The 26,893-nt window shown below is 51.6% G+C and carries 28 protein-coding genes and 4 pseudogenes; 18 read left to right on the forward strand and 14 right to left on the reverse strand.

What is annotated here, in order from left to right:
• Nucleotides 1-2: 2 nt before the first annotated feature.
• On the forward strand, nt 3-1,205 hold the full coding sequence (locus ACXIZX_RS21185; RefSeq protein WP_479404929.1) for an MFS transporter: 1,203 nt from the start codon (nt 3-5) through the stop codon (nt 1,203-1,205).
• 45 nt (nt 1,206-1,250) lie between these two features.
• Here the strand turns inward: ACXIZX_RS21185 and ACXIZX_RS21190 are convergent, their stop codons facing one another.
• Entirely contained in the window at nt 1,251-2,156 is a 906-nt protein-coding gene (locus ACXIZX_RS21190; protein ID WP_479404930.1) for an alpha/beta fold hydrolase, read from the reverse strand.
• Between the two features lie 209 nt (nt 2,157-2,365).
• Nucleotides 2,366-3,541 (reverse strand): glycosyltransferase family 4 protein, encoded by a 1,176-nt coding sequence (locus ACXIZX_RS21195; protein WP_479404931.1) that lies wholly within the window; start codon nt 3,539-3,541, stop codon nt 2,366-2,368.
• Nucleotides 3,542-3,782: 241 nt separating this feature from the next.
• Between ACXIZX_RS21195 and ACXIZX_RS21200 the strand changes: the two are divergent.
• A pseudogene (locus tag ACXIZX_RS21200) lies at nt 3,783-3,944 on the forward strand (ATP-binding protein); the annotation flags it as partial.
• A gap of 90 nt (nt 3,945-4,034) precedes the next feature.
• On the opposite strand, the pseudogene ACXIZX_RS21205 reads toward ACXIZX_RS21200, so the two are convergent.
• Nucleotides 4,035-4,130 (reverse strand): annotated as a pseudogene (locus tag ACXIZX_RS21205) (LysR family transcriptional regulator); the annotation flags it as partial.
• On the opposite strand from ACXIZX_RS21205, the pseudogene ACXIZX_RS21210 reads away from it, so the two are divergent.
• Nucleotides 4,128-4,322 (forward strand): annotated as a pseudogene (locus tag ACXIZX_RS21210) (MFS transporter); the annotation flags it as partial. The pseudogenes ACXIZX_RS21205 and ACXIZX_RS21210 overlap by 3 nt on opposite strands.
• An 86-nt stretch (nt 4,323-4,408) precedes the next feature.
• Here ACXIZX_RS21210 and ACXIZX_RS21215 read toward each other — a convergent pair.
• Nucleotides 4,409-5,344, reverse strand: coding sequence for a LysR family transcriptional regulator (locus ACXIZX_RS21215; RefSeq protein ID WP_179452962.1), 936 nt, complete (start codon nt 5,342-5,344; stop codon nt 4,409-4,411).
• A 99-nt stretch (nt 5,345-5,443) separates the two neighbouring features.
• Here ACXIZX_RS21215 and ACXIZX_RS21220 point away from each other — a divergent pair, with 99 nt between their 5' ends.
• On the forward strand, nt 5,444-5,878 hold the full coding sequence (locus ACXIZX_RS21220) for a DMT family transporter (RefSeq protein WP_154182761.1): 435 nt from the start codon (nt 5,444-5,446) through the stop codon (nt 5,876-5,878).
• A 9-nt stretch (nt 5,879-5,887) separates the two neighbouring features.
• Entirely contained in the window at nt 5,888-6,379 is a 492-nt protein-coding gene (locus ACXIZX_RS21225; protein ID WP_154182763.1) for a DMT family transporter, read from the forward strand.
• Between the two features lie 159 nt (nt 6,380-6,538).
• Here the strand turns inward: ACXIZX_RS21225 and ACXIZX_RS21230 are convergent, their stop codons facing one another.
• Complete coding sequence (locus tag ACXIZX_RS21230) at nt 6,539-7,681, reverse strand: phytanoyl-CoA dioxygenase family protein (RefSeq protein ID WP_479404932.1); 1,143 nt, start codon at nt 7,679-7,681, stop codon at nt 6,539-6,541.
• 9 nt (nt 7,682-7,690) lie between these two features.
• A complete protein-coding gene (locus tag ACXIZX_RS21235; RefSeq protein ID WP_479404933.1) occupies nt 7,691-8,521 on the reverse strand; it encodes an SDR family oxidoreductase in 831 nt (276 codons plus the stop codon).
• Nucleotides 8,522-8,635: 114 nt separating this feature from the next.
• Between ACXIZX_RS21235 and ACXIZX_RS21240 the strand changes: the two are divergent.
• From ACXIZX_RS21240 to ACXIZX_RS21265, 6 genes and pseudogenes are all read left to right on the forward strand, one after another.
• Nucleotides 8,636-8,764 (forward strand): annotated as a pseudogene (locus ACXIZX_RS21240) (LacI family DNA-binding transcriptional regulator); the annotation flags it as partial.
• 96 nt (nt 8,765-8,860) lie between these two features.
• Nucleotides 8,861-9,649 (forward strand): substrate-binding domain-containing protein, encoded by a 789-nt coding sequence (locus tag ACXIZX_RS21245; RefSeq protein ID WP_479405383.1) that lies wholly within the window; start codon nt 8,861-8,863, stop codon nt 9,647-9,649.
• Nucleotides 9,650-9,712: 63 nt separating this feature from the next.
• Nucleotides 9,713-10,195, forward strand: coding sequence for a glutathione peroxidase (locus ACXIZX_RS21250; RefSeq protein WP_479404934.1), 483 nt, complete (start codon nt 9,713-9,715; stop codon nt 10,193-10,195).
• Between the two features lie 159 nt (nt 10,196-10,354).
• Nucleotides 10,355-11,113, forward strand: a complete 759-nt coding sequence (locus ACXIZX_RS21255) for a MurR/RpiR family transcriptional regulator (RefSeq protein WP_479404935.1) — start codon at nt 10,355-10,357, stop codon at nt 11,111-11,113.
• A 117-nt stretch (nt 11,114-11,230) separates the two neighbouring features.
• A complete protein-coding gene (locus ACXIZX_RS21260; RefSeq protein ID WP_479404936.1) occupies nt 11,231-12,739 on the forward strand; it encodes a PTS transporter subunit EIIC in 1,509 nt (502 codons plus the stop codon).
• A 16-nt stretch (nt 12,740-12,755) separates the two neighbouring features.
• Nucleotides 12,756-14,189, forward strand: a complete 1,434-nt coding sequence (locus ACXIZX_RS21265) for a 6-phospho-beta-glucosidase (protein ID WP_479404937.1) — start codon at nt 12,756-12,758, stop codon at nt 14,187-14,189.
• A gap of 40 nt (nt 14,190-14,229) precedes the next feature.
• Here the strand turns inward: ACXIZX_RS21265 and ACXIZX_RS21270 are convergent, their stop codons facing one another.
• Nucleotides 14,230-14,916: a RipA family octameric membrane protein gene (locus ACXIZX_RS21270; protein WP_154182779.1), complete on the reverse strand. Its 687-nt coding sequence runs from the start codon at nt 14,914-14,916 to the stop codon at nt 14,230-14,232.
• 178 nt (nt 14,917-15,094) lie between these two features.
• On the opposite strand from ACXIZX_RS21270, the gene ACXIZX_RS21275 reads away from it, so the two are divergent.
• The 3 genes from ACXIZX_RS21275 to ACXIZX_RS21285 all read left to right on the forward strand — a co-directional run bounded on the left by ACXIZX_RS21275 (nt 15,095) and on the right by ACXIZX_RS21285 (nt 16,898).
• On the forward strand, nt 15,095-15,448 hold the full coding sequence (locus ACXIZX_RS21275; RefSeq protein ID WP_479404938.1) for a DUF1428 domain-containing protein: 354 nt from the start codon (nt 15,095-15,097) through the stop codon (nt 15,446-15,448).
• A gap of 205 nt (nt 15,449-15,653) precedes the next feature.
• On the forward strand, nt 15,654-16,517 hold the full coding sequence (locus ACXIZX_RS21280) for a substrate-binding domain-containing protein (RefSeq protein WP_479404939.1): 864 nt from the start codon (nt 15,654-15,656) through the stop codon (nt 16,515-16,517).
• A 30-nt stretch (nt 16,518-16,547) separates the two neighbouring features.
• The gene (locus ACXIZX_RS21285) at nt 16,548-16,898 is read left to right on the forward strand and encodes a DUF3147 family protein (protein ID WP_008102074.1); all 351 of its coding nucleotides are present in this window, start codon (nt 16,548-16,550) and stop codon (nt 16,896-16,898) included.
• A 44-nt stretch (nt 16,899-16,942) separates the two neighbouring features.
• On the opposite strand, the gene ACXIZX_RS21290 is transcribed toward ACXIZX_RS21285, so the two are convergent.
• The 4 genes from ACXIZX_RS21290 to ACXIZX_RS21305 all read right to left on the reverse strand — a co-directional run bounded on the left by ACXIZX_RS21290 (nt 16,943) and on the right by ACXIZX_RS21305 (nt 19,547).
• On the reverse strand, nt 16,943-17,479 hold the full coding sequence (locus ACXIZX_RS21290) for a cysteine hydrolase family protein (protein WP_479404940.1): 537 nt from the start codon (nt 17,477-17,479) through the stop codon (nt 16,943-16,945).
• 288 nt (nt 17,480-17,767) lie between these two features.
• Nucleotides 17,768-18,058: a hypothetical protein gene (locus ACXIZX_RS21295; RefSeq protein WP_008102070.1), complete on the reverse strand. Its 291-nt coding sequence runs from the start codon at nt 18,056-18,058 to the stop codon at nt 17,768-17,770.
• 116 nt (nt 18,059-18,174) lie between these two features.
• Entirely contained in the window at nt 18,175-18,426 is a 252-nt protein-coding gene (gene ycgZ, locus ACXIZX_RS21300) for a regulatory protein YcgZ (RefSeq protein WP_479404941.1), read from the reverse strand.
• Between the two features lie 287 nt (nt 18,427-18,713).
• Entirely contained in the window at nt 18,714-19,547 is an 834-nt protein-coding gene (locus ACXIZX_RS21305; protein WP_479404942.1) for an oxidoreductase, read from the reverse strand.
• Between the two features lie 111 nt (nt 19,548-19,658).
• Here ACXIZX_RS21305 and ACXIZX_RS21310 point away from each other — a divergent pair, with 111 nt between their 5' ends.
• The gene (locus ACXIZX_RS21310) at nt 19,659-20,594 is read left to right on the forward strand and encodes an AraC family transcriptional regulator (protein WP_479404943.1); all 936 of its coding nucleotides are present in this window, start codon (nt 19,659-19,661) and stop codon (nt 20,592-20,594) included.
• Between the two features lie 54 nt (nt 20,595-20,648).
• Nucleotides 20,649-21,851, forward strand: coding sequence for an FAD-dependent oxidoreductase (locus ACXIZX_RS21315; RefSeq protein ID WP_479404944.1), 1,203 nt, complete (start codon nt 20,649-20,651; stop codon nt 21,849-21,851).
• A gap of 158 nt (nt 21,852-22,009) precedes the next feature.
• Here the strand turns inward: ACXIZX_RS21315 and yddG are convergent, their stop codons facing one another.
• Both yddG and ACXIZX_RS21325 read right to left on the reverse strand, forming a co-directional pair.
• Nucleotides 22,010-22,897 (reverse strand): aromatic amino acid DMT transporter YddG, encoded by an 888-nt coding sequence (gene yddG / locus ACXIZX_RS21320; RefSeq protein ID WP_479404945.1) that lies wholly within the window; start codon nt 22,895-22,897, stop codon nt 22,010-22,012.
• A gap of 227 nt (nt 22,898-23,124) precedes the next feature.
• On the reverse strand, nt 23,125-23,976 hold the full coding sequence (locus tag ACXIZX_RS21325) for a Vmh family MBL fold metallo-hydrolase (RefSeq protein WP_479404946.1): 852 nt from the start codon (nt 23,974-23,976) through the stop codon (nt 23,125-23,127).
• Between the two features lie 122 nt (nt 23,977-24,098).
• Between ACXIZX_RS21325 and ACXIZX_RS21330 the strand changes: the two genes are divergently transcribed.
• Nucleotides 24,099-24,977, forward strand: coding sequence for a LysR family transcriptional regulator (locus ACXIZX_RS21330; RefSeq protein WP_479404947.1), 879 nt, complete (start codon nt 24,099-24,101; stop codon nt 24,975-24,977).
• A gap of 121 nt (nt 24,978-25,098) precedes the next feature.
• Here the strand turns inward: ACXIZX_RS21330 and ACXIZX_RS21335 are convergent, their stop codons facing one another.
• The gene (locus ACXIZX_RS21335; RefSeq protein WP_479404948.1) at nt 25,099-25,863 is read right to left on the reverse strand and encodes an AraC family transcriptional regulator; all 765 of its coding nucleotides are present in this window, start codon (nt 25,861-25,863) and stop codon (nt 25,099-25,101) included.
• A 117-nt stretch (nt 25,864-25,980) separates the two neighbouring features.
• Between ACXIZX_RS21335 and ACXIZX_RS21340 the strand changes: the two genes are divergently transcribed.
• Complete coding sequence (locus tag ACXIZX_RS21340) at nt 25,981-26,769, forward strand: sulfite exporter TauE/SafE family protein (protein WP_479404949.1); 789 nt, start codon at nt 25,981-25,983, stop codon at nt 26,767-26,769.
• The last annotated feature ends 124 nt before the right edge of the window (nt 26,770-26,893 follow it).

A 26,893-nucleotide genomic window follows, 5' to 3' on the forward strand; every position in this document is an offset into this window, starting at 1 on the left:
TTATGAGAAACGAAGCAACTGAAGCTGTATCCGCGAGTTTAACCTGTTCTGAACCCAAAGAATCCGCATGGATGGCTGTGATATCACTGACTATGGGCGTATTTGGCTTACTGACAGCAGAATATCTTCCTGCCAGCCTGCTGACACCCATGGCCGCCGATCTCGGTGTGACGGAAGCGCTCGCTGGTCAGGCTGTGACGGTAACGGCTGTGGTGGCCCTGTTTGCGGGTCTGATGGTTCCCCGCCTGACGCGTAATTATGATCGCCGAACTGTTTTGCTGGGTTTTACCGTGCTGATGATTGCCTCTAACCTGCTTGTCGCACTTTCATCCAGTCTGGCTGTTCTGTTAATCATGCGCATTTTGCTGGGTATCGCGCTGGGAGGCTTCTGGAGCATGGCAGCTGCTGTAGCTATGCGGCTGGTTCAAGCTCAAAGCGTCCCGCGTGCTCTCTCCATTATTTTTAGCGGTATCGCTGTCGGAACCGTAGTTTCGATCCCACTGGGAAGCTATTTAGGTGGGCTTTATGGCTGGCGTAGCGCTTTTATCGCTGCAACCGCAGTAGGTGTGCTAACACTGCTCTTTCAGCTATTTACCCTTCCCGGAATGGCTCCGCGTAAAATGATGGTAACGGCATCTGTCATGGATTTACTCCGCCGCCCAGGCATTGCGATGGGAATGACGGGGTGTGTAATTGCCCATACGGGTCAGTATGCGCTGTTTACCTATATTCGGCCGGCTCTTGAAAATATTGTTCAACTTGATGTGGATCGTTTGTCTTTGATATTGCTTGGATTTGGCGTCGCTAATTTTATCGGAACGCTGCTGGCCGGGTGTCTGATGGAGAAAAGCCTGCGTCTTACCCTGATACTGATGCCAGCGCTTGTTGGTGTGGCGGCACTAAGTATGATTTTGCTGCCGCTGGAGGAAACAGGATTGATGTTGTTCGTCGCGTTGTGGGGGATGGCATTTGGTGGCGTACCCGTTGCGTGGTCAAACTGGGTAGCGCGTTCCGTTCCCGATCAGGCTGAAACCGCTGGCGGCATGGTAGTCGCAGCCGTTCAGTCCTCGATTGCTGCGGGCGCAGCGTTGGGAGGATTACTCTTTGGTATCAGCGGCGTAACAGGTGTTTTCATCACCGCGGGTTGCATAATGTTTTTTGCAACGCTAGTTATAGGACTAAAGGTGAGGGACACGCTGACCTGAACATTTCCCTACAACAACGCGTCAAATGAAGGCCAGCTGCATCCTTTATTGATTTAAGAATGACGTTACCGCGCGGGAAAACCGTTCTGGCTGATCAAGCATGACAAAGTGAAAGCTGTCATCGATGCGCGTGAAATGGATATCGGATGCAGATGCATAGGCTTGACGGTACATGGCATCCACGCTGGCTGCAGAAACGCCGAATAAAGCGTCATACGCGTACACGATCTCCATCGGCGCTTTAATGCGTGTGAGCTCGGGACGCAGATCGGTAATCATTAATTCATACACGGCATCCACCACAGTTTTGCGATCAGAATTGAGCCCCGCAGTCACCAAAGCCGGTCTCACCGCCTCAGTCTTCGCTAAGCGGATGATGGATGTTTTCTGAAACTCCTTGAATTGCTGCGGCGACTGTCCCAGCAGCCAATCCCGCGTCGCTGTTGCATGCCGCGCAGCAGTCTCGGTGGTCGCCGCAGGATCAATCATCAACGTATAGAATGGCAAGGCATCGACGATCATCAAACGACTGACATGGTCGGGATGACGGGCCCCGATCATCAGTGCAATCTCACCCCCAAGCGAATGGCCAATGATCGCCGGTGCTGTGATGTGCTGCGTTTGAATGTAATCCGCGATGGCATCAACTGCCGGAGCGATGACCTTTCCCTCTGGATTGGAAAGTGCAGGTGTGCTTGCAAAGCCAGCAAGTTCAACAAGATGAACTCGGTGGCTTTTACGTAAAGTTGCTGCTAAATCAGTCCAAACTTCGCGAGACGACGCCAGCCCCGGAATCAATATGACATCCGGTCCTGAGCCTTGCGTCTCTACAGAGATGCGTTGCGAGTTCGAATGCACTGCAGGTATCGGCTGAGTTTCTGATGCTGAAACTAAAACGGACATCAACAGAAGCGCCCCTCCGAGCGTGGCACGTATATTTGCGCTAGGCATGAATTTAGTCCTTTATATTTTATCCCTGATAAACCGGGTTTGGCTGACATAAGAGTATGTCATAAAAGGTAAAATTATTAAGGGATGGATACAAAGGTTTTTAATGTGCCGGTTACAGTATCGTGTCAAAAATGTGGGTAACTGACAGTATTCTGAGTTGAATAAAAGGTAATAATTCACCCGCCATAAGCAATATGGCCTGTACCCGATTAGATAAACGTTTTATTTTTGTCGGTTTCAAAACCCATATATATCGCATTGAGTCGCTTCCTGAACAACACGGGATCGTGATCCAGACATATTCGCGCGAGTGAGTTTTTAGTGCGCTCTGATACGATTTTTCTGTCGCTGATGATTTGCAATATGTAGGTTTTCAATTGAGATATGATGGCACTTCTCAGAACGGTTTTGTCCCTCAATGAGGATACTGTTAGCTCTGACATCGGATTCAGGGGGCAGCGGATCAACCAGCCGGCATTTTCTGGATTGATTTCTGGCAGTGCCCGGACATTCGTCGTTATAACCGGGCAGCCGCATGCCTGCATCTCCAGAACGGAAAAGCCGTACGTCTCCTGCCAGGTTGGTAGTAGCCCGACATCAGAGGTCTTAATTAACGCCAGCACCGCGTCGTTGGTCAACGACGTGTGGTGACGGAATATCGGGCAATCACGCAGCTTATCTTCCACGCATTTTCTAAAAACGTCGTCGTCCTGGAATGCCTGGTGAGCCACGTTATGCGTTCTACCAAGATCACCAACCAGATTAACGCGCACGTCGTTCACACTTATCAGGTTTTCCCTTAATAGCTGGGTAAAGGCCAGCACAACTTCTGCACCTCCCTTGCGATAGAACTCATTACCCACGAAGGTGAAAGTCACCGGTCCTTCCTGAACCACCACGCTTTTTTTATGCAGTATCGGCTGCGGAGGATGGAGTACGTGCAGTTTGGGCCCAATTATGGCCTGCTCTTCAGGAAAATGTTCCAGCAGCCGCAGCTGGATCTGCCGTGTGGCTTCTGAGATGGCGATAATGCCCTTACAGCGCGGAGAGCAGACGTACCTGAGTTCCCGCGCCAGTTCGGGGTTGGCAAATTTTTGTACTCCGCCAACGGGCAGAACACGGGGCAGTTCGGTTTCAAAGGTCGCCACCCAGTCACCTGACCCCGCAGAGACTTCATTAAAAAGGTGGATAATGTCCGCATCAACGGAAGAGATCAGGGGCAATGGACGGAAAATAAAGAGCTTATTTTTATGTAATAAGCGCTGCCTTATGACGTTAATCCAGGTCCAGATGTTTCTGGGACGGTAATCAATATAGCTATGTGAAGGGTCTGTAATGATGTTTCTCTTTTCCGGGTAGCCATTACCACCCACGATAATCTTCATGCTTCCCCCTGCTGGCGAGTGCAAAAAATTAACAGGATTAATTGAAATATTTTTGCAATTAAAAAGGGTAAATAGGTATTTGCGATCTATATGTAGTTATGGTGTTTAAGAAAAAGTCTGAATGCGTCATGGTTACACAGGTTGTTGATACCAAAGAAAAATCAGACCTATTCTTCTGCTTCCCGACACGCTTAATTATGCACGGACATGCAGACAAAAGACGTGTATTTGCAGATGTTTAATGGCTTTCCAGAATACTTCGGGAGAGAGAGTACCAATGCTAATTAAAAAGGTTATGTGGCTGATAATCGATGAAACAGGATATCTGCTTTGCATTAAGCAAGAATCCAATCTGTTTTATCAGGTAATAGCAAAATATTATGAGAAGAGTGCAATAAGCCTGAAAGCTGGGAAAGCCTCTAATTAAATATTGTCCCGATCCTTTTGATCTACACAACAAAAAGAGTCTGCGGATGCTTAGGGCTCTTATCCCCTAAATTCTCAGCGTATCAATCACCGCGCGCAAAGCGGGCGACACATTGCGATGTGGATAATAGAGAAATGAACCTTCCAGACGTTGGCTGTAACCGAAGATGCAGAGGCCGGTGGTGGCCTGATGGTTGCTGTCATCCAGCTCTCCATTGCGCTGGGTTCAACAGTAGGAGGTCTGATATTCGACAGCCTGGGATGGCAAAGTGCTTTCGGCTTGAGTGGTTTATTACTTCTTGGTGCGGTGGCAATGACGTTTGTGATATTCCGTCAAGATTGCAACACGCGCTAGCGCAATTAAATTCTTTCAAGCGTGCTCTTTGCCATAGCATTCGGCGTAAAGTCGAATATACGATTTTCGCTCATAGGGGACATTCGTCAGTCAAATTGCCAGTAAGGTTTGGGGCCATAAACCTCCAGAAAGTAATCAATAACCGCTCTGACATTCAGCGGTGGATGACGGGCATTAGGATAAATAGCGGCAATATGTTGCGGCTCTGTTTTTATGGCAGCTTCAAGATTGGGCATAATTCTGACTAGCTCCCCTTTATGAATGCTGTCTCCAATCAGCCAGTCCGGGAAGAGCACCATCCCCATTCCACCTAACGCGGCGGTAAGAAGCGTCTCTGCATTGTTAGAAATCAGCAATGCAGATACCGGGTAGTGAACCCAGCTGTCATTCTGTTCTCTGAATAACCATCGGTTAGGGCCGGATGAGCCCGCATAAACCAGACATTTATGCTGCGCTAAATCTGAAGGGATAACTGGCTTTCCCCACTTTTGAACGTATTTAGGAGACGCAACAAGATGGTAGCGCTGGGTGCATAATACGCGAGCGTGAAATGATGAGTCGGTAAGTGTCCCAATGCGAAAAATAATGTCGGAAGCATCGCGGTGGGGATCGATGTAGTCATCTGTCTGAGCCAACTCGATCAACAGCTTAGGGTAGCGCTCGCATAGGCCTGTCAGCCAGGGCGCAATGTGCCGCTGTCCAAAAAAAACTGGCGCATTAATTCTTATTAACCCTGAAGGCTCAAGCGATCTGTCCTGCAGTTCTTTTCTTGCTTCGCTGAGCTGCTCACACATTATTCGGGCATATTCTACGAACAATCGTCCAGCTTCGGTTGGAATGACAGCGCGGGTATTACGATAGAACAGCTGCTGTCCGAGAGTATCTTCCAGCTGCAGAATCACTCGCGACACCATCGACGCTGATACTCCTTCTCGCCTGGCAACCTCTGAAAAACTTTGCGAGTCAAAAACACCAATAAAAAACAATAGACTACGAAAGTTTATTGAACTGGCATCATACATTATCTCGATTCCTGCAAAGGTGTTTCACGGATTATACTGTTTTTCATTACTTTGAGCGCCATTATCATCAGCCTCCTAAACCAAGTTGGAGACTGTTTTATGCAGCTTTTATTCATATTACTCGTCGTTGCTGGCGGGATGGGATTATCCGTTGAAGCAGGGTTATTAGGACCGCTGGGGAGTGAAGTTGGAGATTTGTGGGCCACATTCAGTATTTTTGGTGTCGGTGCCGCGCTGACATTCATGCTGATGCTTTTCTTCAGTCCGCGTAATAGCCCCTCTTTTTTCTCGCAACCTGCGTGGACGTTAGTCGGCGGCATCCTTGGACCGGTATATGTGGTGATTCTCACCATTGCTGTTCCCAGTATTGGTATTGCGATGACCATGATTGGCATTTTAGCCGGGCAGGTGTTTAAAAGTCTGGTGATTGACCACTACGGACTTTTTGGTACCGCTCACCGCAAAATTGACCAGAAACGAATCATTGCACTTATTTTTATTGTTGCTGCGCTGGCTCTTGTGGCAAAAGGCTGAGGTGAAATTATGAATATTTTGATGATCATTCTTGCAGTGGTTGGTGGAGCATTTCTGAGTATGCAGGCCGCAATTGGTGGAAAGTTGGGCAGCAATGTCGGCGTGTTCCGAAGCGCATTCCTGACGTTTTCTACCGGGGCATTGGTAACTGCTCTGTTGATCTTTTTCTTTGAACCAAAGCATGCACTTACGCTGCTTGACGTACCAAAATGGCAATTACTGGGCGCGCTCTGTGGTGTGCCTTACATCGTTATTATGGTTATTGCAGTCCAGCGGATCGGCTCAGCGGTAGCAACTGTTGCGGTTATCTTTGGGCAACTGGCAATGAGCATGCTGATCGATAACTTCGGTTGGTTGGGAAATGAAGCAATTCACTTCTCCTCAACACGACTGGGAGCAGTAATGTGCTTGGGGATTGCGCTGTTCTTTATCTACTCGAGCAGTAAAGCCAAAACAGCGCCGGTGGATAAGTCACTGAAGAAAGCCGCCGTACGCGACTGAGAAAACAGCAGCGAGTCAGGCACTATTGCACAACGTTTATTACCGGATTAGCGGTACAGGATCTATTGCTAATCCGGTTTATCAGACCAGATATATACTCATCGATATGGCGTAACACCTAACGTCAGGGCATTACGCCATATCATTTGCAAAACACGCTTACGCTTTTCTCTTACTCTCGTGGTTGTCTAATTGCCGGCTGAACTCTTGCGCTGAACAGCGTTGCTGTAATGCTTCCAGTAACAGTTGCTGTTGTGTTTTTGGGACGAGGCCTCCCAGCGGTGGATCGGTATCCAGATTGGTCGGGAAGGAGTAGCCTTCACCGCTCGCCGCCACAATTGCCTGTAACTCTTCATCGCTCAGATCTTTACTCAGCAGGGTTGGATAAATCGCTTCCATCACTTTAACGTGATTCACTTTCTCCATGGTTTTGCCAAAAGCGGATGAGACCTGCAGTAAATTGGCCGTACGCACGTGATCCTTCGTGACATTATTGCCGGCGGCATGGAACAGAGCCGGATTGAAGAACAGCCCATCACCTTTTTTCAGCGGCAACTGAATGGCATGCTGCTGGAAGAATTCAATAAAGCGCGGATCGCGCCACGCCAGATAACCCTCAGCATATTGCTGCGACCAGGGCAAAAGTTGCGTCGGACCTGATTCAATCGGCATATCACTGTGAGCCACCGCGCCCTGAAGCGTCAGATATTGCGACAGGATCTGCAACGGCAGCGGGAAGCGAGCAACCACGTCATTTACCTGAAAACCGAGATGGTAATCCCGATGCGGCTGCTGCGCTTTGCCGCCCGGACGCACCTGATTGACCTGCGCCGTAATTTCATATCCCGGCCCAACCCAGGCTTCACAAATCAGCGCCAGCAACGGATTGCTGTAGTAATCGATGAAGGCATCAGCATCCCGCTCCGCCACTTTTTGCAGCGCATTCCAGATACGCCCGTTACTGCCCGCTTTGGCAAAGTGATCGCCACCGCCGCCGTTTGCCGCTTCACTGGCGAGGATATCCTCAAAGACTTTACTGCTGCGATCAACGGCTGATACATCGCCATATAACCCCTGAACTACCAGAACGCCGGGGCCGCTGGACAATGCACGATGCAGTTCAGCCAGCATATTTTGACGGTCTGCTGTTGCAGCCGCCAGCAGGTCGTCGCGATGATAGATCAGCACATTTTTATCAGCCGAACGTGCCAGCGGGAAATTGTCTTTACGCAGGGTTTGCGCGCAAATCGTGGCGAAATCATCGAGAGAAATGTGGCTGTCATTAATGTAGATATTATTCATTTTTTTGCCTCACAGAGTCAGAGCATGTGATGGCTGGAAGCCACCGTTATCACCACAACCAACCACACTTTGATCAAAATCGATCACCGCACCCGTCATCATTCCTGACTCCTCAGAAAGGAGAAATGCTACGCCACGCGCGACTTCGGCGGGTTTCAGCAGGCGACCAAAAGGCTGCGCCTGCTCAGCGTTGCGAAGCCAGTTTTCATCAGCGTCATGATATTGCCGCTGGATGTCGTGTTCGTGCGGCGTATCCATCCAGCCAATATTCAGACCATTTACCCGGATGCGATTGCGCATGGTGCTGAAGGCCACGTTTTTAGTCAGCGTGACCAGCGCACCTTTGGATGCGGCATATGCCGTTAAGAAGCTCTGACCGCCATGAGAAGTCATGGTGATGATATTGACGATGCTGCCTCCAATGCCTTTGGCAATCATCAGTTTGATTGCTGCCTGCATCAGGAAAAAAGGCGCGCGAACGTTGACGGCCATAATTGCATCAAATAATTCCGGAGAAGTGTTGAGGATGGTGCCACGATCGGACATGCCTGCGCAGTTCACCAGCCCGTGCAGGGTTCCAAACGCCGTTTCTGCGGTCGCCACTACTTTTTCGCAGGCTTCTGGCGAGCTGATATCCGCTTCAACAAATATCACTTCACAACCGGTTTGGCTGAGGATATCCACCTGTTCTTGTCCGGCTTTAACGTTACGACCGCAAATCACAATGCCCCGGGCTCCGCGAATTGCCAGAAGACTGGCAACGGCTGCGCCTAATCCCTGTGTTCCGCCGGTCACGACGAACACTTTGTTTTTAAATCTGCTGCTTTCACTCAGGCTCATTCGTTGTCCTTTGTTATTTTGGGTGAGGTAAGGTCTGTCTGCTTGCTCACAATGACCTTAGCAATTACATTCGATTAACAATACGGCCACATAACCTCAAAAAGACCTCAACTTATGGCAAGGTCATTCTCCATTAAGCAAATCGCGGCACAGTCTGGTGTCAGCAAAGCCACGGTCGACAGAGCATTGCATCAACGCGGCAGTGTGAGCCCGCGCACTGGTCGACGCATTGCTCAGGCGATCCGCGACCTGGAATTACAGCAGCGCGCCAGCCTGGCAAGCGGTCGCACGCTACCGATCGATCTGGTGATGCACGCGCCAGAGCGATTCAGTTCGCTAGTGCTGGCGGCACTGCTTAGTCAAATCAACAGCTTCGCACCTTTCCGACTGACGCTGCGCTGCCATATTTTTGAAGAAATCTCGCCTGAAGAGCTGCAGCGTGAGCTGCGCCGCTGTGGCAATGACAGTTATGGCGTGCTGCTCAAAGCAAGCGATCACCCTTTGCTGCAGAGTACGATTGCGGAGCTGGCGGCGCTCAATGTTCCGGTGGTCACGCTCGTTACTGATTTACCTTCAAGCGAGCGCATCAGCTATGTCGGCATGGATAATGAAGGTGCCGGTCGAACGGCGGCCTGGCTGATGTCGCGGTGGCTGCCTGCTGCAGTGCAAACGGTCGCCGTAGTGATCAGCAGCACGGGTTTTCGTGGAGAAGAGCAGCGAATGGAGGGCTTCATTCAGGCGTTAAGTCAGCGAGCGCCATATTTGCAGATTAAAGCTGTCAGTGAAGGTTACGGTATCGATTCACTCACTTTTACGCAGATGTGCACAGCGCTGGAACAGGATCCCTCAATCCAATCTATTTACAGCGTGGGGGGCGGAAATAGTGCCATTTTGCAGGCTTTTTCAGCGATGCACCGCGAGGTAAACGTTTTCATTGGCCATGATCTGGATGAAGAAAATCGCCGGCTACTGGCTGCTGAAGAGATGGATGCGGTGATTGATCATGATCTTCATGAAGATGCGCGATCGGCGTTTAAAGCAATCCTGCGTTTTCACGGCTTTTTGCCCGAAGCCGAAGATGAAACGGCATCATCACGCGTTATTGTCGTCACGCCGTTCAATATTTGAGGCACTAGCGATTGCTAAGTGGCAATATCGACGCCAAACCGCTATTGCTCTGAGGATTCTGACATGACCACCTTTCATCAACTCAACGCCATCAGCCTGCGTGGCCAGCCCATCGCTATGGCCGATTTCGCCGGCAAGCTGGTTCTGGTGGTTAACACCGCCAGCCATTGTGGATTCACGCCACAATACGCCGGCCTTGAAGCGCTCTACAGGAAGTACGCCGCTCAAGGTCTGGTGATCCTGGGTTTCCCCTGCAACCAGTTCGGTAAGCAGGAACCCGGCAGCGCCGATGATATCGCGCAGACCTGCCAAATTAACTACGGCGTGAGCTTCCCGATGTTTGAGAAAGTGGAAGTTAACGGCGCCGCAACGCATCCGCTATTTCGCTATCTAAAAGACGAGTTGCCCGGCGTGCTCGGCGGGCGGATTAAATGGAACTTCACAAAGTTTCTCATCGGACGTGACGGCAAACCGCTCAAGCGTTTTGCGCCAATCACCACTCCGGAGAAAATGGAAGCCGCAATCCTTGCTGCACTTGAAATCTAATAGTCATTCCGTCTCTCGCCGTCCGAAATGTGCGAGCTATCACAATTAACAACATTTCTTTTTGAGCACTAAGCCTGTTTTTCACCTTAAACATCACCTGCATGTCACGGTTTGTGACATGATAAACGTCATAAATGACCTGCCAGGATGTTTAAATATATGTTTGACGCCAGAAAGCTATCCACTTTAAATGCCCTCGAAAGCAGCGTGCACAATTATATTATCAAAAATATTAACGCTGTTATTTATATGACCATAAGGGAGCTTGCCGATAATTCTGGTGTGTCTACCGCAACTGTTCTGAGATTCTGTAAAAAAATGGGTTTCAAGGGTTATTCAGAACTCAAAGCCAGTATGAAGTTGCACCTGAACAGAAATAGCACATTACTCATTCCTCATGGCGCTGAGGAAATATTGACCTTTTTTAAGAGCATCAGAAATGATGAGTTTGATGAGATGATTAATCAGGCGGCAGAATACATTCGTGATGCAGAACGGGTGTTCTTTGCCGGCGCAGGCAGCTCTGGCACGCTCGGCAGGTATGGTGCCCGTTTCTTCTCTAACATGGGCAAGTTCAGTAATCACATTGACGATCCCTATTATCCGGTGAGCTCGGACATGGTGCAGAGTTCAGTGGCCATCGTGCTTTCTGTCTCTGGCGAAACCCCAGAAATAGTGAAACTCGCCAGACAATTTGTAATTCACCATTGCAAAGTGATTGCGATAACCTGTAACCCGGATTCAACCCTGGCAAAACTCGCTGACTTTATTGTTCCCTATCATGTATCACGTATTTTGATTGATGAAGAATATGACATTACCACTCAGGTTCCGGTTATTTTTATTCTCGAATCAATAGGCAGGAAGCTGGTGGTGAATAATGTCAGTGAGATGTCACGCAGTGTGACATTTTTGTAATTATCGACCGGTTATAACATATTGTGACTTCGTGACATTGCCGAAGCGATTTTCTAACATTGCCGCGATTAGTTCGCCTCTGACGGACTGAATTCCCTCTGGCAATGGAAGAAAACCATGGCAATAAATTATGCGGATTCTGCAAAAGAGATCGTAAAGCTGATAGGTAGCGATAATAACGTGATAAGTGTCACGCATTGCGCTACGCGTCTGAGGTTTGTGCTTAAAGATTATGCTCTGGTCGAGGTTGAATCACTCAAGCGGGTTAAAGGGGTGATTACTGCGATGCAGGCCAGCGGCCAGATGCAGGTGGTTATTGGCAATCACGTCGGTGATGCTTACCGCGAAGTGCAGAATCTACTCAATATCGACGAAAGTGTTGCGGTAACACCGCCGAATGTCGGTATCGTAAGCCGCGTTATGGATATCATCTCCAGCATATTTGCGCCTTTCCTCTATCCGCTGGCAGCCTGCGGTGTGCTGCAGGGCATCATTTCGCTGCTGACCGCCATCGGCTGGATGGATCCGGCAAGCGGCACCTATCGCATTCTTAATTTTGTTTCGTGGACCGGCTTTACCTTCCTGCCCGTCATGGTGGCTTTTACCGCCGCAAAAAAATTCAACGTAAATCCGTTTACAGCGGTAATCGCCGCCTGTGCGTTGGTGTCGCCGGACTACCTGAATATGCTGACGGCCAACAAAATACTCACCGCCAACTCAGCCGATCCAGCTGTGCATGCTTTGATGCAGAGCGCAGTTGAAAACCCGGCTATTTCAAAGGTGTTGGTGGAGATTGCCGGCATTCCGCTAGATGCGGCGCCGCTGACCTTTATGGGCTTGCCGGTTCAGTATCTGAGTTACACCTCGTCGGTGATCCCGATTATTTTGATGGTCTGGGGCATGTCGTATGTTCAGCGCTTCTTTGAGCGCCTGCTGCCGATGGTGATACGCAACCTGTTCACGCCGATGTTTTGCCTCGCCATCATGGTTCCTCTCACGCTGCTGGCATTTGGTCCGGTCGGTAACATGATTGGTGGCGCTATCGGTGGCGTCTACAACACGCTCTATCACCTCAGTCCTTCTGTTGCCGGATTTGTGGTCGGTGCCTTGTGGATGCCGCTGGTTACGTTAGGCGTGCATTGGGGCATTACGCCCGTGGCCGTCGGCAATTATGCAACCTTGGGCTACGACACCTTTACCGGATTACAAGCCTCTGCGGTATTTGGCATGGCGGGCGCGGTGCTTGGCGTCTACCTGAAGGCGAAAGATGCTGAGCTCAAGCGTATGGCGCTCTCTGCAGGTGTGACGGCGTTGTTCGGCATCACTGAACCTGCCATTTACGGTGTTGCATTACGCCTCAAACGGCCAATGATCTGTGGCTGCCTCGCGGGCGCAGCTGGCGGCATGATCGCCGGTGCATTCAACGCGGTTTCCTGGAGTTACTGCATTCCAGGCATTGCCGTCCTGCCGGTGTTCTTTAAAGAAGGGCACATGACGCAATTCCTCGGCTTCCTGATATCCATTTTCGTTGCATTCGTTTTGGGCATGGTCTTCTCCTGGGTCGCGGGATTCAAAGAAGACAGCCAGCCTGACGTTCGCCCTGTGCCGCAGCCTGGCACCATCTGATCAAGAGATACTTATTATGAATAATCAATTCCCGGAAAATTTCATGTGGGGCGGCGCGGTTGCCGCTCACCAGGTTGAGGGAGCGTGGGACAAGGGCGGAAAAGGCCCGAGCATTGTCGATGTGCTGACCAGCGGGGCGCACGGCGTTGATCGCGTTATCACCTCGGGCATTCAGGATGACTGCTTTTATGCCAATCATGAGGCATCTGACTTTTACCATCGTTATCCTGAAGACATCGCGCTGCTGGCCGAAATGGGCTTCCGCTGCTTCCGTACATCGATCGCCTGGTCGCGTATTTTTCCGCGCGGCGATGAAGCCGAGCCGAACCAAGAGGGGCTGCGTTTTTACGATGCGTTGTTCGATGAGCTGTTGAAATACGGGATTGAACCGGTTATTACGCTGTCCCATTTTGAAATGCCCAATTTCCTGGTCACCGAATATGGCGGCTGGAAAAGTAGAAAAGTTTTGGACTTCTTTGTCCGCTTCAGCACGGTGGTGATTGAACGCTTCCAGCACAAAGTAAAATACTGGATGACCTTCAATGAAATTAATAATCAGCGCAACTGGAAAACCCCACTTTTCGGTTATTGCTGTTCCGGCGTTATTTTCACCCACGAGCCTAATCCTGAAGAGTGCATGTATCAGGTTCTGCATCATCAATTTGTTGCCAGTGCTCAAGTGGTGAAGTTAGGACACGACATTAATCCTGAACTGAAAATTGGCTGCATGATCGCCATGGTGCCGCTGTATCCGTTTTCCTGTCATCCGGATGATGTGATGTATGCCCAGGAAGCGATGAGGGAACGATTCCTTTTTAGTGATGTTCACATGCGCGGTCATTATCCGGCTTATATCCTCAATGAATGGCAGCGCAAGGGATACCACATTGCGATGGAGCCCGGTGATGCGCAGATCCTGCGTGAAGGATGTGCCGATTATATCGGGCTGAGCTATTACATGAGTAATGCAGTCAGTAAAGAAAATGCCGGCAGCGGGACCGCACTTTCAGGATTCGAAGGAAGCGTGCCGAATCCACACGTTAAGGCCTCCGATTGGGGCTGGCAGATCGATCCGGTAGGCCTGCGTTATGTGCTGAATATTCTCTATGAGCGTTACGAAAAGCCGCTTTTCGTGGTTGAAAACGGTTTTGGTGCCATCGACAAATTGGATGAAAAGGGCGAGGTCAATGATGACTACCGCATCGACTATCTGCGCGCGCATATTGAACAGATGAAGAAAGCCGTGACCGAGGACGGTGTCGATCTTATGGGATATACCCCTTGGGGATGTATTGACTGTGTATCCTTTACCACCGGCCAATACAGCAAGCGTTATGGCTTTATCTACGTAAATAAAAACGATGATGGTAGCGGAGATTTTGCCCGCTCGAAGAAGAAGAGTTTTGACTGGTATCGCCGGGTCATCGCCAGCAACGGCGAAGAACTCTAACCAAATTAGGTGCGACAAGGATGTCGCACCTACAAAATTTTTAAGGCTTCTCTTTCTCGTCTTCAGCCGGAATCAGCGGTTCATCAATGGCGATGGATGAATTAGATTTCAGCAGCTGAATATCCAGAATCACGTAGGTCATGGTGGTGATGAATAACGAAATCACGCTGCCAATCACGCCGCTGGTGGTGAAGGTGAAATAGTTATACATCACCACCCAGGTCACACAAATAAACAGCGCCAGCGCAACGTTAATTGCCGACTGCGAATAATCTGTGGTGCGTGAACCCATTTCATTAATTTGCCGAGTGAAATTCGTGCCGCTGTATTTCTCCAGTACAAAAATTCCCTGTTCCCAATTACGCAAACGACGTGCGCCGCTGCGGGTGAGAAATACGTAGAGCAGCGAGACAAATAAACCGGAGAAGGCGATCAGTACCGGCACCGCTTCCAGCGCGTAAGCGAGGCTTTTATGGCTGGATGCCTGCGGCGTGAGATCCAATGTTAATGACGCACCCAGCGCGGCATATAAAAACACAAACAGCAGCAGAAACAGCGCGTTGCGTCGCCAGTCGAGATCGGCTTCGTGATCCTTCTGCTGACGTGCGCTGTGCAGCGCCTGCTGTAATAACGTGGCATTGGTGGATGCGGTGTCAATACTCTCAATCTCTTCACCCAATAAGCGGTGAATAAACGGCTGATCGGCCGGTTCAATGGTGATGCGCATAGATTTCTCGGTAACTTAACGATCAAAGGCGTCAGTGTAACGTAAATCGTCTGGCACGCGCAGAATCTGCGAGTAAGCGCGCAATTTTCCATCTATGTTTCGGCTCGTATTACACATTATTTGTACAATTAGTGGGCGGTTATTACTGACCGCGTAAATCACGACGGAGTAACGAGCTATGTCGTATGTTGATGGTTTTGTCGTAGCGGTGCCGGAAGCCAATAAGGAGGATTATCGTGCCATGGCGGCCAAAGCCGCACCGCTGTTTAAAGAGTTTGGCGCCATGCGTATCGTCGAGTGCTGGGCAGACGATGTGCCTGAAGGCACGCAGACCGATTTCTATCGCGCGGTAAAAGCCGAAGAGGGTGAAACGGTGGTATTCAGCTGGATCGAATATCCCTCGCGAGAAGCGCGTGACGCCGCCAATGCCAAAATGATGTCCGATCCGCGCATGAAAGAGATGGGCGAGAATATGCCGTTCGATGGCAAACGCATGATCTATGGCGGATTCGCGATTTTGCTGGATGAGTAGTTGAGAGCATAGGCGTTGAGATGGTCGCCATGAATGGCGACCCTACGACTTGGTGCTGTATCACCGTCCGATATCATTTATGATCTTCAAAATCTGAACTGACCTCTAAGCGATTGGCGCTCGCGGATTATTCGGGTAACGTGGAATGCTTAACTTTGTTACCTACAAATAATTACCGCACGCTAAGTTGCAGGAGAGTCAGTCCATGGCCGTTAATTCCAACATCGTCGGCATTGTCAGCGATGAGTTCACTAATCCCAATACCGTAAAGCTGCTCAATGAAGTTACGCGCCAGCTGAATGAACGCGGCTTGATTACGCTGCTGCTCAATGCCAATTCCCGTGAAAGTTATCAAAGCGCGCTTCGTAACGCCGCGCAACTTCCTGTCAGCGCTTTAGTGTTTCTTACCTCGCTGTTTAGTGATGAGCTGAGTGTGGCAGCCGATATTCTGCCGCAGGCGACATCCGTCCATCTCAGCCACAGCGCCAGCGCGGATGCCAACGTCGTGATTGCCGATAGTTATGACGCAGGTGCAGAGATGGGATTATTGCTGCTGTCGCAAGGTCACCAACGTTTCGGCTTTATGCACAGCCAGGAAAACAGCGCGCCTGTGCGCCAGCTGGACGGTTTTGTCGCCAGCCTGCAAGCAGAACAGAAAGAACTGAAAATCGAGCTCTCCGCCGGTGGCAACGATCGCGAACTGGCTTATCAGGCGATGATGGCGTATTTGAAGAAAACTCGTGCTGCCGAGCGCATCAATGCGCTGTTCTGCGAAAGCGATGTGCTGGCTTTTGGCGCGTTACAAGCAGTGCGTGACTTCGCGCAAGGCGCACATGTTGCGGTGGTGGGTTTTGATGATGTCGATGAAGCGCGCGCGTCAACCTGGCATCTCACCAGCTGGGCGCAGCGTCGTGATTTGCTGGTGGCCGAAGCGCTTAATCGTTTACTGGAAAACCGTGCCGATACCAGTAACGCCTGGCAGCAGGGCGAATTGCAGGTGCGCCATTCGCATCACGGCAAGCATGTGCCGGGCGAAATGTCGCAGTGCGGATGTGCGATTCGGCATTGATAGCCGAAACAGGAACGGAAGGAGATGTTAATGCTGTGGCTTATCGCCAAATATGCCATTACTGCCGGCATGGTGGTGCTGATATCTGAAGTGGCTAAGCGTAGCGATCGCCTCGGTGGACTGATTGCCGCGCTCCCATTGGTGACCGTGCTGGTGCTGATCTGGATGAAGCTGGAAGGACAAAGTCAGGCCAAAATTGCCAGCCACGCGTGGTACACCTTCTGGTATGTGGTGCCGACTTTACCAATGTTTGTCGCCTTTCCGTTTCTCTATCAACGCCTCGGATTCTGGCCGACGCTGATTGCGAGCTGCGTGCTCACCATCTTGTTATTTCTGCTGTGGGCCACGCTGCTCAAGCGCTTTGGCATTGAGCTGATGTAATTTTGCTAAGTGAAAAGAGGGCGTTTGCCCTCATTTCCAGTCACTCAGAAAGCATATGCGGCGCTTGAAACTAGCTGTACAAAGGGCCCAGCAAGGGTTTGATTATGGTGCGCAATAATCTGCTCAGCGCTCAGCACGCCGTTATCCATCGAAGTATGTCCATCCTCAATCAGCACCACGCGAAAACCTAAATCTGCGGCAGCGCGACAAGTGGTATCCACGCAGTATTCGCTCTTCATTCCAACAATTACTAACTCTTGAATATCAGCACTTTTTAGCGCTGCCAGTAATTCAGTGTCGCGGAAACAGTTGGGATAGCGCTTCACAAATACCCGATCGCGCGATGCATTCATCTGCAGTTCAGGAATCAGCTGAGTCAGCGGGCTGCTTTCGGCGAAGGGCGATCCATCCGGTCCGATGTGGCGCGCGAAGAAAATGGGCGCATGCGCTTGATGGGCTAACGCGATTAGCTGATTGATATTGGCTAGAACAGTGTCCGCAGCAAAGGGCGCTGGCGAAGCGTGAAATAACCCATTCTGCATATCAATGACTAACAAGGCTTTGTGTTGCGATGGCTGCATGGTGTGTCTCCTTTCTGCATGCTATGAACGGAGACCATTCCCCGTCCAGTGATTGACGGGGCTGAGGATGCTGGAGCTTATCTCTTCGCTACAGATGCACACACGCCGCCGCCATATGCGGTGGTGGTTGTGGTCTCTGTGGTTAATGCGTTGAAGATAGACATAAAAGCTCGCCAGAATGTGGTGTGAGTTTTGAATCTAACAGAGTGCCGCGAGAAAACAAGCGTGAAGTGTTAACAGCTGTGAAACAAAAAGGCGAGCGCGGATTAACATGCGTTCGCCTGGTGTTTAATGCTTGGTTCCATTACCTGAACCGTCACGATTGCGGAAAATATGCGTCACGTTGTCAGTATTCTTGATCGCCACGCCGCTCGACTGCGGTGTTTCAATATGATTCATCACTTCCGACATCGCGCGGCTTAGTGCTTGCTGGCGCGGAGGATCGCGCTCAATCGACGCCATCCCACGCAATTTATCCAGCAGCGCGCGAGGTGAAAGCGGGCCGGATTTTTTCAGCAACTGTAAAATTGCATCGCCCATGATGATGTCGGTGAGCCGTTCTTCATCACTTCTGTACATAGATTCTCTCTGGTTACCGCGGCAGACCTGCGGCAAATAACAAAGTGGATTCAGTCTTACCAGTGTGCGAATGAGGCGGAAACCACTTGGTTAATTCTCAGGCCAGCTACGCCTGGTTAGGATTCTCGTTCTACGGAAAACATCAGTCCAATTAATTGCTGATAGTGAATTTCTGCTTCAGTACCGCGCGCTTGTTCCATGCGGCACAGCAACTTGGTACACAGTGTTTTACGGCTTAGCGTCCGTCCGGAACGCAAGATTTCAACCACAATCTGCCCCAGCGTTTCCTGCTGCGAAGGCAAAGAGGCTTCTTTGAAGTAGCGCGCAATAGCTTCCGACGCGGGGGAAAAGTTACGATCCTGACGCATGGTTCCATCCTTAAGGTTGACGTATACACTTTAGCCAACAAACTTATACAAGTTTAATTAATATGTACAGGAATATGGCGAATCAGCTACGTAGTGATTTGGCCAAAAGTGCTAATTTATTGTTAACAATAACTTAAGGAATGGATAGGCAATGCTGAGTGTATTCAGCGCAATACTCGTCACTTAAGCGTCTTTAGGTCGCCATGAATGGCGACCCTACAAAGGCTTGGCGCGTTTTTTGTAGGTTGCGCATTCATGCGCACCTGCATATTACCGTTTATCTTCCATCAGCCATCCGTCGATCGCGTCAGCGTTTCCCAGCGATCAATCTCTGCGCTAAATGATTCAATCTTCTGCCGCACCAATGCCAAAGCATCGCTGCCTAACAACAGATGCGCCGGGGGATTGCTACTTTCGATCACATCCAGTATCGCACTGGCGGCTTTGAGCGGATCGCCCAGCTGTTTGCCGCTTTTCTCCTCTCGCGCCTGCCGAATCGGGTCGAAAAGCGCGTCATAGTCGGCGATGCTGCGTGCGCTACGCACCATCGAACGGCCAGCCCAATCGGTGCGAAACGATCCTGGTGCGACGGCGGTCACGTGAATGTTGAAAGGTGCAAGTTCTTTGCTCAGGGTTTCCGAAATCCCTTCCAGCGCAAACTTGCTGCCGCAGTAATAACTGATCCCGGGCATGGTGATGAACCCGCCCATTGAGGTTATGTTGATGATGTGGCCGTGACGGCGCTGGCGCATAAAGGGCAGCAAGGCTTTAATCATCGCCACCGCGCCAAACACGTTGACGTCAAACTGGCGGCGCATCTCATCCAGCGATGATTCTTCCATCACGCCTTCATGACCGTAACCGGCGTTATTTACCAACACATCTATTGGGCCAACGTGGGATTCAACATCGGCAATCACCGCATCAATGGCGCCGAAATGGGTGACATCCAACTCATAGGCGAAAGCATTTTCCGCATGCAAACTTTCAAACTCAGCCTTTGCGGCAGCATTGCGCACGGTACCGACCACGCGATAGCCACGACTTAGTGCAACTTGTGCCAATGCGCGACCAAATCCGCTGCTGACGCCGGTAATGAATAAAGTTTTAGTCCTGGACATTTGCGGTTTCTCCTCAAAAAGTAGAGGATGCATAATATTCTGGCGATTAAACGGCTTTAAGACCTTATCTTGTATATTCCTTGCCTAATCTTATGAGAGTGATGTTGCGCGATGAAAGAAACGCTCCAGCAGCAAACGGTAGAACTGCTTAAAACGCTAGCGCCGCAGGAAGGTTACAACCTGACCGCGCTGCCGGACGTGCGCATCCTGCGTTCCGATCGGCCGCTGGCGCGCACGCCGGTGCTGTACGATCCGGGCATCGTGATTGTGTGTCAGGGATCGAAGCGCGGTTTCTTTGGCGAACAGATCTATCTGTACGATGAGCAACATTATCTGGCGGTTTCGGTGCCGGTGCCTTTTACCATGGAAACGGCGGCGTCAGCGGAACATCCGCTGCTGGCGATTTACCTGCATCTCGACTTCAATGTGGCGACTGAATTGCTGTTGCAGTTGGAGCAGCAGGATGTGGCGTTTGAGAGCCAGGCGGCGCAGAGCATGATGTCGAGTCCGATGGATCAGACGCTGCGCGAGACGGTATTGCGCTTTCTCACCACGCTAAATCATCCGCTGGATGCGAAGATGCTCGGTCCTGCGCTGGTGCGTGAACTCTATTATCGCGTGCTGACCGGTGCGCAGGGCAGCGCGATGCGAGCGGCGCTCACCTTGCAAGGGCAGTTTGGCAAAGTGGGCAAAGCGCTGAGCCACATTCACGCACACTATGCGCAGCCGCTAACGCTCGGACAACTGGCGGCGTTGGCGGGCATGAGTGTGCCCACTTTCCACACCCATTTCAAAAGCATCACCAATCAGCCGCCGATGCAGTATGTGAAGTCGGTACGATTGCATCAGGCGCGCATGTTGATGGTGCGTCAGGAGATAACTGCAGCAGCGGCCGGCCATGCGGTGGGCTATGAAAGCGCTTCGCAGTTTAATCGCGAGTTCAAACGTCTGTTCGGTTTGCCGCCAGCAGAAGAGATCAAACGCATGCAGCGTAACTTTGCCGTGCCGCCGGCGCACCAGGCATCGCTGTACGTATCCTCACATTAACGCCAGTCTATGCTATAAATGATAACCATTATCATTTTTGGCGTGAGGCACAGGATGCAGTCAGCACAGGAAAATGCGTTAAGCGCGGATTGTTGTATCGTTGGCGGCGGTCCGGCGGGATTGATGTTGGGCTATTTACTGGCGCGCGCGGGCTTGCGTGCCGTGGTAATCGAAAAACATCCCGACTTTCTGCGCGATTTTCGCGGCGACACCATTCATCCCTCAACGCTGGAGATCATGCGCCAGCTTGGCTTGCTGGATGAGCTGCTAACCTTGCCACATCAGCGCGCGGAGAAGCTGCAAGCGGAAGTGGCTGGCGAAGAGATCACCATGGCCGATTTCTCGCGTTTACCGGTTCAGTGCCGCTTTATCGCCTTTATGCCGCAGTGGGATTTCCTCAACTTTCTCGCCAAAAAAGCCGCTGAATTTCCGGGATTTACTCTGCTGCAATCCACTGCATTTGATGGCTTCGTTTATGAGGATGGCGCAATCAGCGGCGTGCAAACGTTACAGGGTAACGAGCGTCACATCATTCTCACTTCGTTAGTGATAGGTGCAGATGGCCGCAATTCTCAGGTCAAAGCCAAAGCCGGACTTACCGGAAAAAGCTTCGGTGCGCGACGCGATGTGTTGTGGTTCCGGCTGGAAAAACATCCCGATGATCCGCAGTTGGGCATGGGCCATAAAGGGCCGAAGCAGAACTTCATTGTCATCGATCGCGGTGAGTACTGGCAATGCGGCTACACCATTCAGAAAAACCAGTTCGACGAGTTAAAACTGGCGGGATTGCATGCACTGAAAAGCACCATGGCGCAGGTGGCACCGTTCAGCGCAGAGCGCATGGCGGAAGTCGATGAGTGGGACAAACTCAAGCTATTGTCGATTCGCATCGATCGCCTCGATCACTGGATGAAACCTGGCGTGCTCTGTATCGGCGATGCTGCGCATGCGATGTCGCCGATTGGCGGCGTTGGGGTTAACCTGGCGATTCAGGATGCGGTGGCCGCAGCGAATATGCTGACCAAACCGCTGCAGCAGGGCAAGGTTGCCTTGCACGATCTGCAAAAAGTGCAGCAGCGCCGCCAGTTTCCAACGGTCGCTACCCAGTTCCTGCAAATCAAAATGAGCAGCAACAAACGCAAACGTTCTACACCGAGCAAAGTGCCACAGATGATCAGCCGCTTTCCGTTCCTGCGCCATCTGTTTGGCCGCTTAATTGGCCTGGGATTCCGCACCGAAAAGCCGCGTTATTTATAACCGGCAAAAAAAAGCCCGCTAAGCGCGGGCCAGGTAAACGTTACCAATCTGAAATTCTCGTAGCAACGCATTGCTGTGTGTTGCGTCGCTATAGTAGCAACAGATCGCTATCTGTGCAGGAAATGATCAATGAGTAAATTTTGTGCTAAGGATTAGTATTACGCTTTCCGCACGCGCGTTGACCACCAGCACATTAGCGATCCGAGGCTAACCATCGCGGTGCCTTGCCAGAAGGCGACGGTGAGATGCGAGCGCAGAATAAAGGCGGCGAGAAGCGAGGAGATGATCGGAATGAAGTAAGACGCGGCGGCCAAAATGGTGACGTTACCATGTAGAATACCGACATTCCATGCGGCATAGCCAAAGCCCATCGCCATCGCCGCTAGCGCCAGACTGACGCAAACCCCAACGGATAATACAAACGGCGGCTGTGGCGAGAACAAAAACTTCAGCCAAAGCGTCAGTGCGGTTAGGATAAAGAACAGCGTTATGCCATTGCTGCCATTAGCAATTTTTTTGGTTACCACACAATATACCGCCCAGATCACCGCGCCGCTTAATGCCAGGCCGTAACTCAACGGATTATCCATCACGTTATTGGCGATCTCGCTGAATGAAAAACCCTGATCGCCGCCCAAAACGCGACAAATGCCCGCAACCGCCAGCAACACGCCCGGAATAATCAGCGGATGGGTTTTTTGCCGATTCACTATCACCGCTAAAACGATGGTCAAACTTGGCCAGAGATAATTGACCATGCCGACTTCAATCGCCTGGCGTCCGCTGTGGGTAAAGCCTAGTGAAAGCGACAGGCAGAGTTCATAACAGACGAACAGTACGCTGCCGATAATCAAATAGCGGCGCGGAAAAGAGCGCAGTTTTGGCAAGCCTACGGTGAAAATCAGCAAAACCGCGCTGGCGCTGTATATCAGTGCCGCACCGCCCACCGGGCCGAATCCTTCACTGACATTTTTAATTAGTCCTACAATCGCGCTCCACAGCAGAATGGCCATTAAACCAATCAGCGTCGCTCTCTTTTGGGGCATGACCCGCAACCTTATTTCGCAAATTCGGGCCAAAATCCTATCAAATCAAACGCGCTTTGTATTTGCTGGATTATCTGCGGTCTTTCGAGAGGTCGCCATGAATGGCGACCCTACAAGAGAATGGTGCGGTCTTTCGAGAGGTCGCCATGAATGGCGACCCTACATGGGATTTGAGCAGTTTTTCGTAGGGGCGCCATTTATGGCGACCTCACTCACTGAAACATCCATTACCACTTCATCTCGCCGGTATTCACTTTGGCGCTCAGATCCAACGAACTCTCCTCCGGCAGATGCGGATAAGCGGCTTTCATGGTCTCGATCACCTGGGCCGAACCTTTATGCTGCTGTAACGCTTTCTCAAAGGTTTGCAGGTAGTTCAAGGTAAAGGTAATCGCCGCATCACCCGCCGGGCGCTCGCCGAGATAATGGCCCGGAATCACCTGTTTAGGTTGCAGTTTTTGCATCTCGCTCAGCACATTACGCCACTGCTGACGAATAGCTGGCGTTTGTGTATCGGCGGTCCAGACGTGAATGCCGGAAGCCACACCGGTGCCACCGAGAATCGCTTTGTTGGCCGGGATCCACACGTAAGCGGCGTAATCATCGGCGTGACGCAGTTCCAGCGTTTCACCGTCGATTTTAAAGCTGGTGGCATGCGTAACCTGCGGAACATACAACTGCTTTGGTGCGCCGTTCTTCATCTGCGGACCCCAATACGCCAGTTTGGCGGCTTTGGTCGCTTCGATGTGTTTCACCACGTCCGACGTCGCCACAATCTTCACCTGCGGGAACGCTTTTACAATCGGTTCCAGACCGAAATAGAAGTCAGGATCGCCGGAGGTGATGACAATCTGCGTCAGCTTTTTGCCGCTGGCTTTAATCATCTGCACCAGCTTTTCACCGTCTTTAGTGCTGAACTGCGCATCAAACAATATTGTTTCATGCGGTCCGGAAACCAGCGTCGAAGAGACCGGGAAAATGCCGTTCTCCTGCGGGTTATACACCTCTAAATTGAGCGGCGCAGCGAAGGCAGGCAGGGCGGCGAAGGCCAAAGCCAGTGTCATCGTTTTCATTTTCATCGAATTTTCCTTTATCCGGCACCTCGCCGTATTTGTGGGCTCTATTGTAGGGAAATCGCTGGCTGGTAGAATTCCCGAAACTGGATATGATCAGTTTCATAAAACGATCAGATGGAGCCAACATGGACAGAGTCACGGCGGCAACAGTGTTTAACCGCATTTGCGAGCTGGGCAGCTTAAGTGCTGCGGCGCGTGCGTTGGATATTTCGCGGCCGATGGTCAGCCGCTATCTGGATGAAATGGAGAAGTGGGCTGGCGCGCGTTTACTGCACCGGTCATCACGCAAGCTAACCATCACGCCCGCTGGGGAGAAGATCCTCGAAAAATCGCGCGCGCTAGCCAGATTGGCTGAAGAGATTGCCGATCAGGGCGCGGATAGCGAGCCGCACGGCACGTTGCGCGTCGCCTGTGCGCACTCCACCGCCACGCATATTTTGGGCCCGATGATCCCGGCATTCCTGGCGCGTTTCCCGGCGGTGCGCATCGAGCTGGAGATCAATAATCAGCCGGTGAGTTTGATCGGTGAGCGCATTGATGTGGCGATGCGCATTACCGACGATCCCGAACCTGGCGCCATTGCCCGACGTTTAGGCGAGTGTGTTTCGGTGGTATGTGCATCACCGGGCTATCTGCAGGCGCATGGTTCGCCGCACACGCCAGCCGATCTCGCGCAGCATAACTGCCTGCATTACAGCCGTTTCGCTGGGCAGAGCTGGCAATTTTCAGATGCGCAGGGCGAAACGATCTCCGCAGCGGTGCACGGCAATTTCAGCGCCGGCATCTCGTCGGTTCTATGTGATGCGGCGATTGCCGGTTGTGGAGTGGCGATGGTGCCGGAAATGGAAGCGCGTCTCGCCATAGACAACGGACAGCTGCAAACCGTATTGCCGGCTTATCAGCCAAAAACGCTGGCGATCTATGGTCTTTACATGTCGCGTGAACGGCAACCGGCGGCGCTGCGGGCGTTTTTAGATGCGGTGCAGCAGCAGTTAAGCGCCTGAAAGTTCGACATGCATTTGGGCTTGAAGGAATGACCAAATAATCAGTGTGTTAGGCAAATAATTCTGGCTACGAAAAGCCGGTTTTCAGCCTGAAATCGCCAAAGCTGTGGCGAAAATTTGCTCAATTGTGGCCGATGTAAAATGATGGCACCTGACCGGTGACGCGACGAAACATAGTGGAGAAAGCGGAGCTGCTGTCATAGCCGAGTGACAGCGCCACCTCGTTAACCGATTTGCCCGCCACCAGCCACGCCAGCGCCGTCACCACGCAGGCGCGCTGTCGCCAGGCCGAGAAAGACAAGCCGGTTTGCTGTAAGAAATGGCGGCGGAAGGTACTGGGGCTCATACACATCGCGCTGGCCCAGCCATCGGCGGCATCATGAATGGTTGGCGCCAGTAAGAATTCCTGACATTGCGCCAACAGCGCCGGATGCTGGGGCAGCGGAATATCGAATTCCCGTGCTGGCATCGCCGCTAGCTCCAATAGCAGCAACTGCACCAGCGATTGATCGCGATCGGATGCATATAACAGCGGTAAATCAACGGCTTCAATCAACAGCTGTCGCAGTAGCGGCGAGACGCTAATGACGCTACAGCGATCGCGCAATGCTGCCGTACAAGCCGGCTCGATATACAGGCTGCGCGTCGAGACGCCGACAAACTTCACGCTGTGCACAGTGTTCGGCGGAATCCACACCGCATGCTGTGGCGGTACCACCCATTCGCCCGCCTGCGTTGCGAAGTGCATTAAACCTGTCGCGCCATATAGCAGCTGCGCGCGGCGATGGCGATGCTCTGGCAGCACAAATCCCTGCGCGTAGTCATTGCCCAGCGCCACCACGTCACGATCAATATGGTCGTATTCATCAATGTGACTATTTCGCATCCCCGACATCCACCGCAAATTGACTGATTTGCAAGGGTAAATGAGCGCTGCGCAAATGGGAAGCGGGCTGCTTGCTGCGTAAGCTGCATCACTCTTTTCATGATGCAGAGAAAGGCGATGAACGAGCTGTTAATTATTGGGTTGGCGGGTTTTGCCACCGGCATCACCACGGTGTTGTTTGGCTTTGGCGGCGGTTTTGTGGTGGTGCCGTTTGTCTATCAATTGCTGTTGCAGCAGCCACTGCTGGCGGCGCAGGCGATGCATATCGCGGTGGCAACCTCGACCGCCGTGATGATTTTCAACGCCGGTTGGGCCAGCTATAAAAACTGGCGGGCGGGCAAATTGCATGATGTCCCTTTGTTGCCGCTAATCTGGTTTATCGCGCTCGGTGCGGTGATCGGATCCTGGCTGGCGGGCGTGATGAGCGACATTTGGGTGCGCAGGCTGTTTATGCTTTACATGGTGGTGACTATCGCTGATTGCCTGCTGCGGAAAGGCTTCTTTAGCCGCACTGCACCGCGAATGTTGTCGCGGCTGACCGTCAGCGCAGGCGGCACAGTAATTGGTGTGATCGCCGCCATGCTCGGCGTTGGCGGCAGCGTAATGACCGTGCCGCTGCTGCGTCGTCATGGTTATGCCATGCGCGATTGCGTCAGCGCGGCTAATCCACTGTCGCTGCCGGTCGCCATTTTTGGCGCGATAACGTATGGCATCAGCGGCTGGCAGCAGATTCCTGCCAGCGGTTATCTCGGCTTTATCAGCCTGAAAATTTTACTGCTGCTGGTGGTCGCCGGTTTTATCGGGATGGTGTTTGCCCGCCGCTGTATTCCGGCGGTGCCCGATGTCTGGCATGCGCGTACCTATGTTCTGCTGCTATGCATAGTGTTAGTGGCTATCGCCGTGTAAACCGGTTAATCGTTAAGCCAATTTTAAGCTTTGCCACGTACAGTGCCCTCATTGTTACAACCATCAGTAAACGAAGTCAGAATTAGAGGGCGATCGCCGAACTCCTGCAGATTGCCCGCGTCTA

Source organism: Candidatus Pantoea symbiotica, from assembly GCF_056491525.1.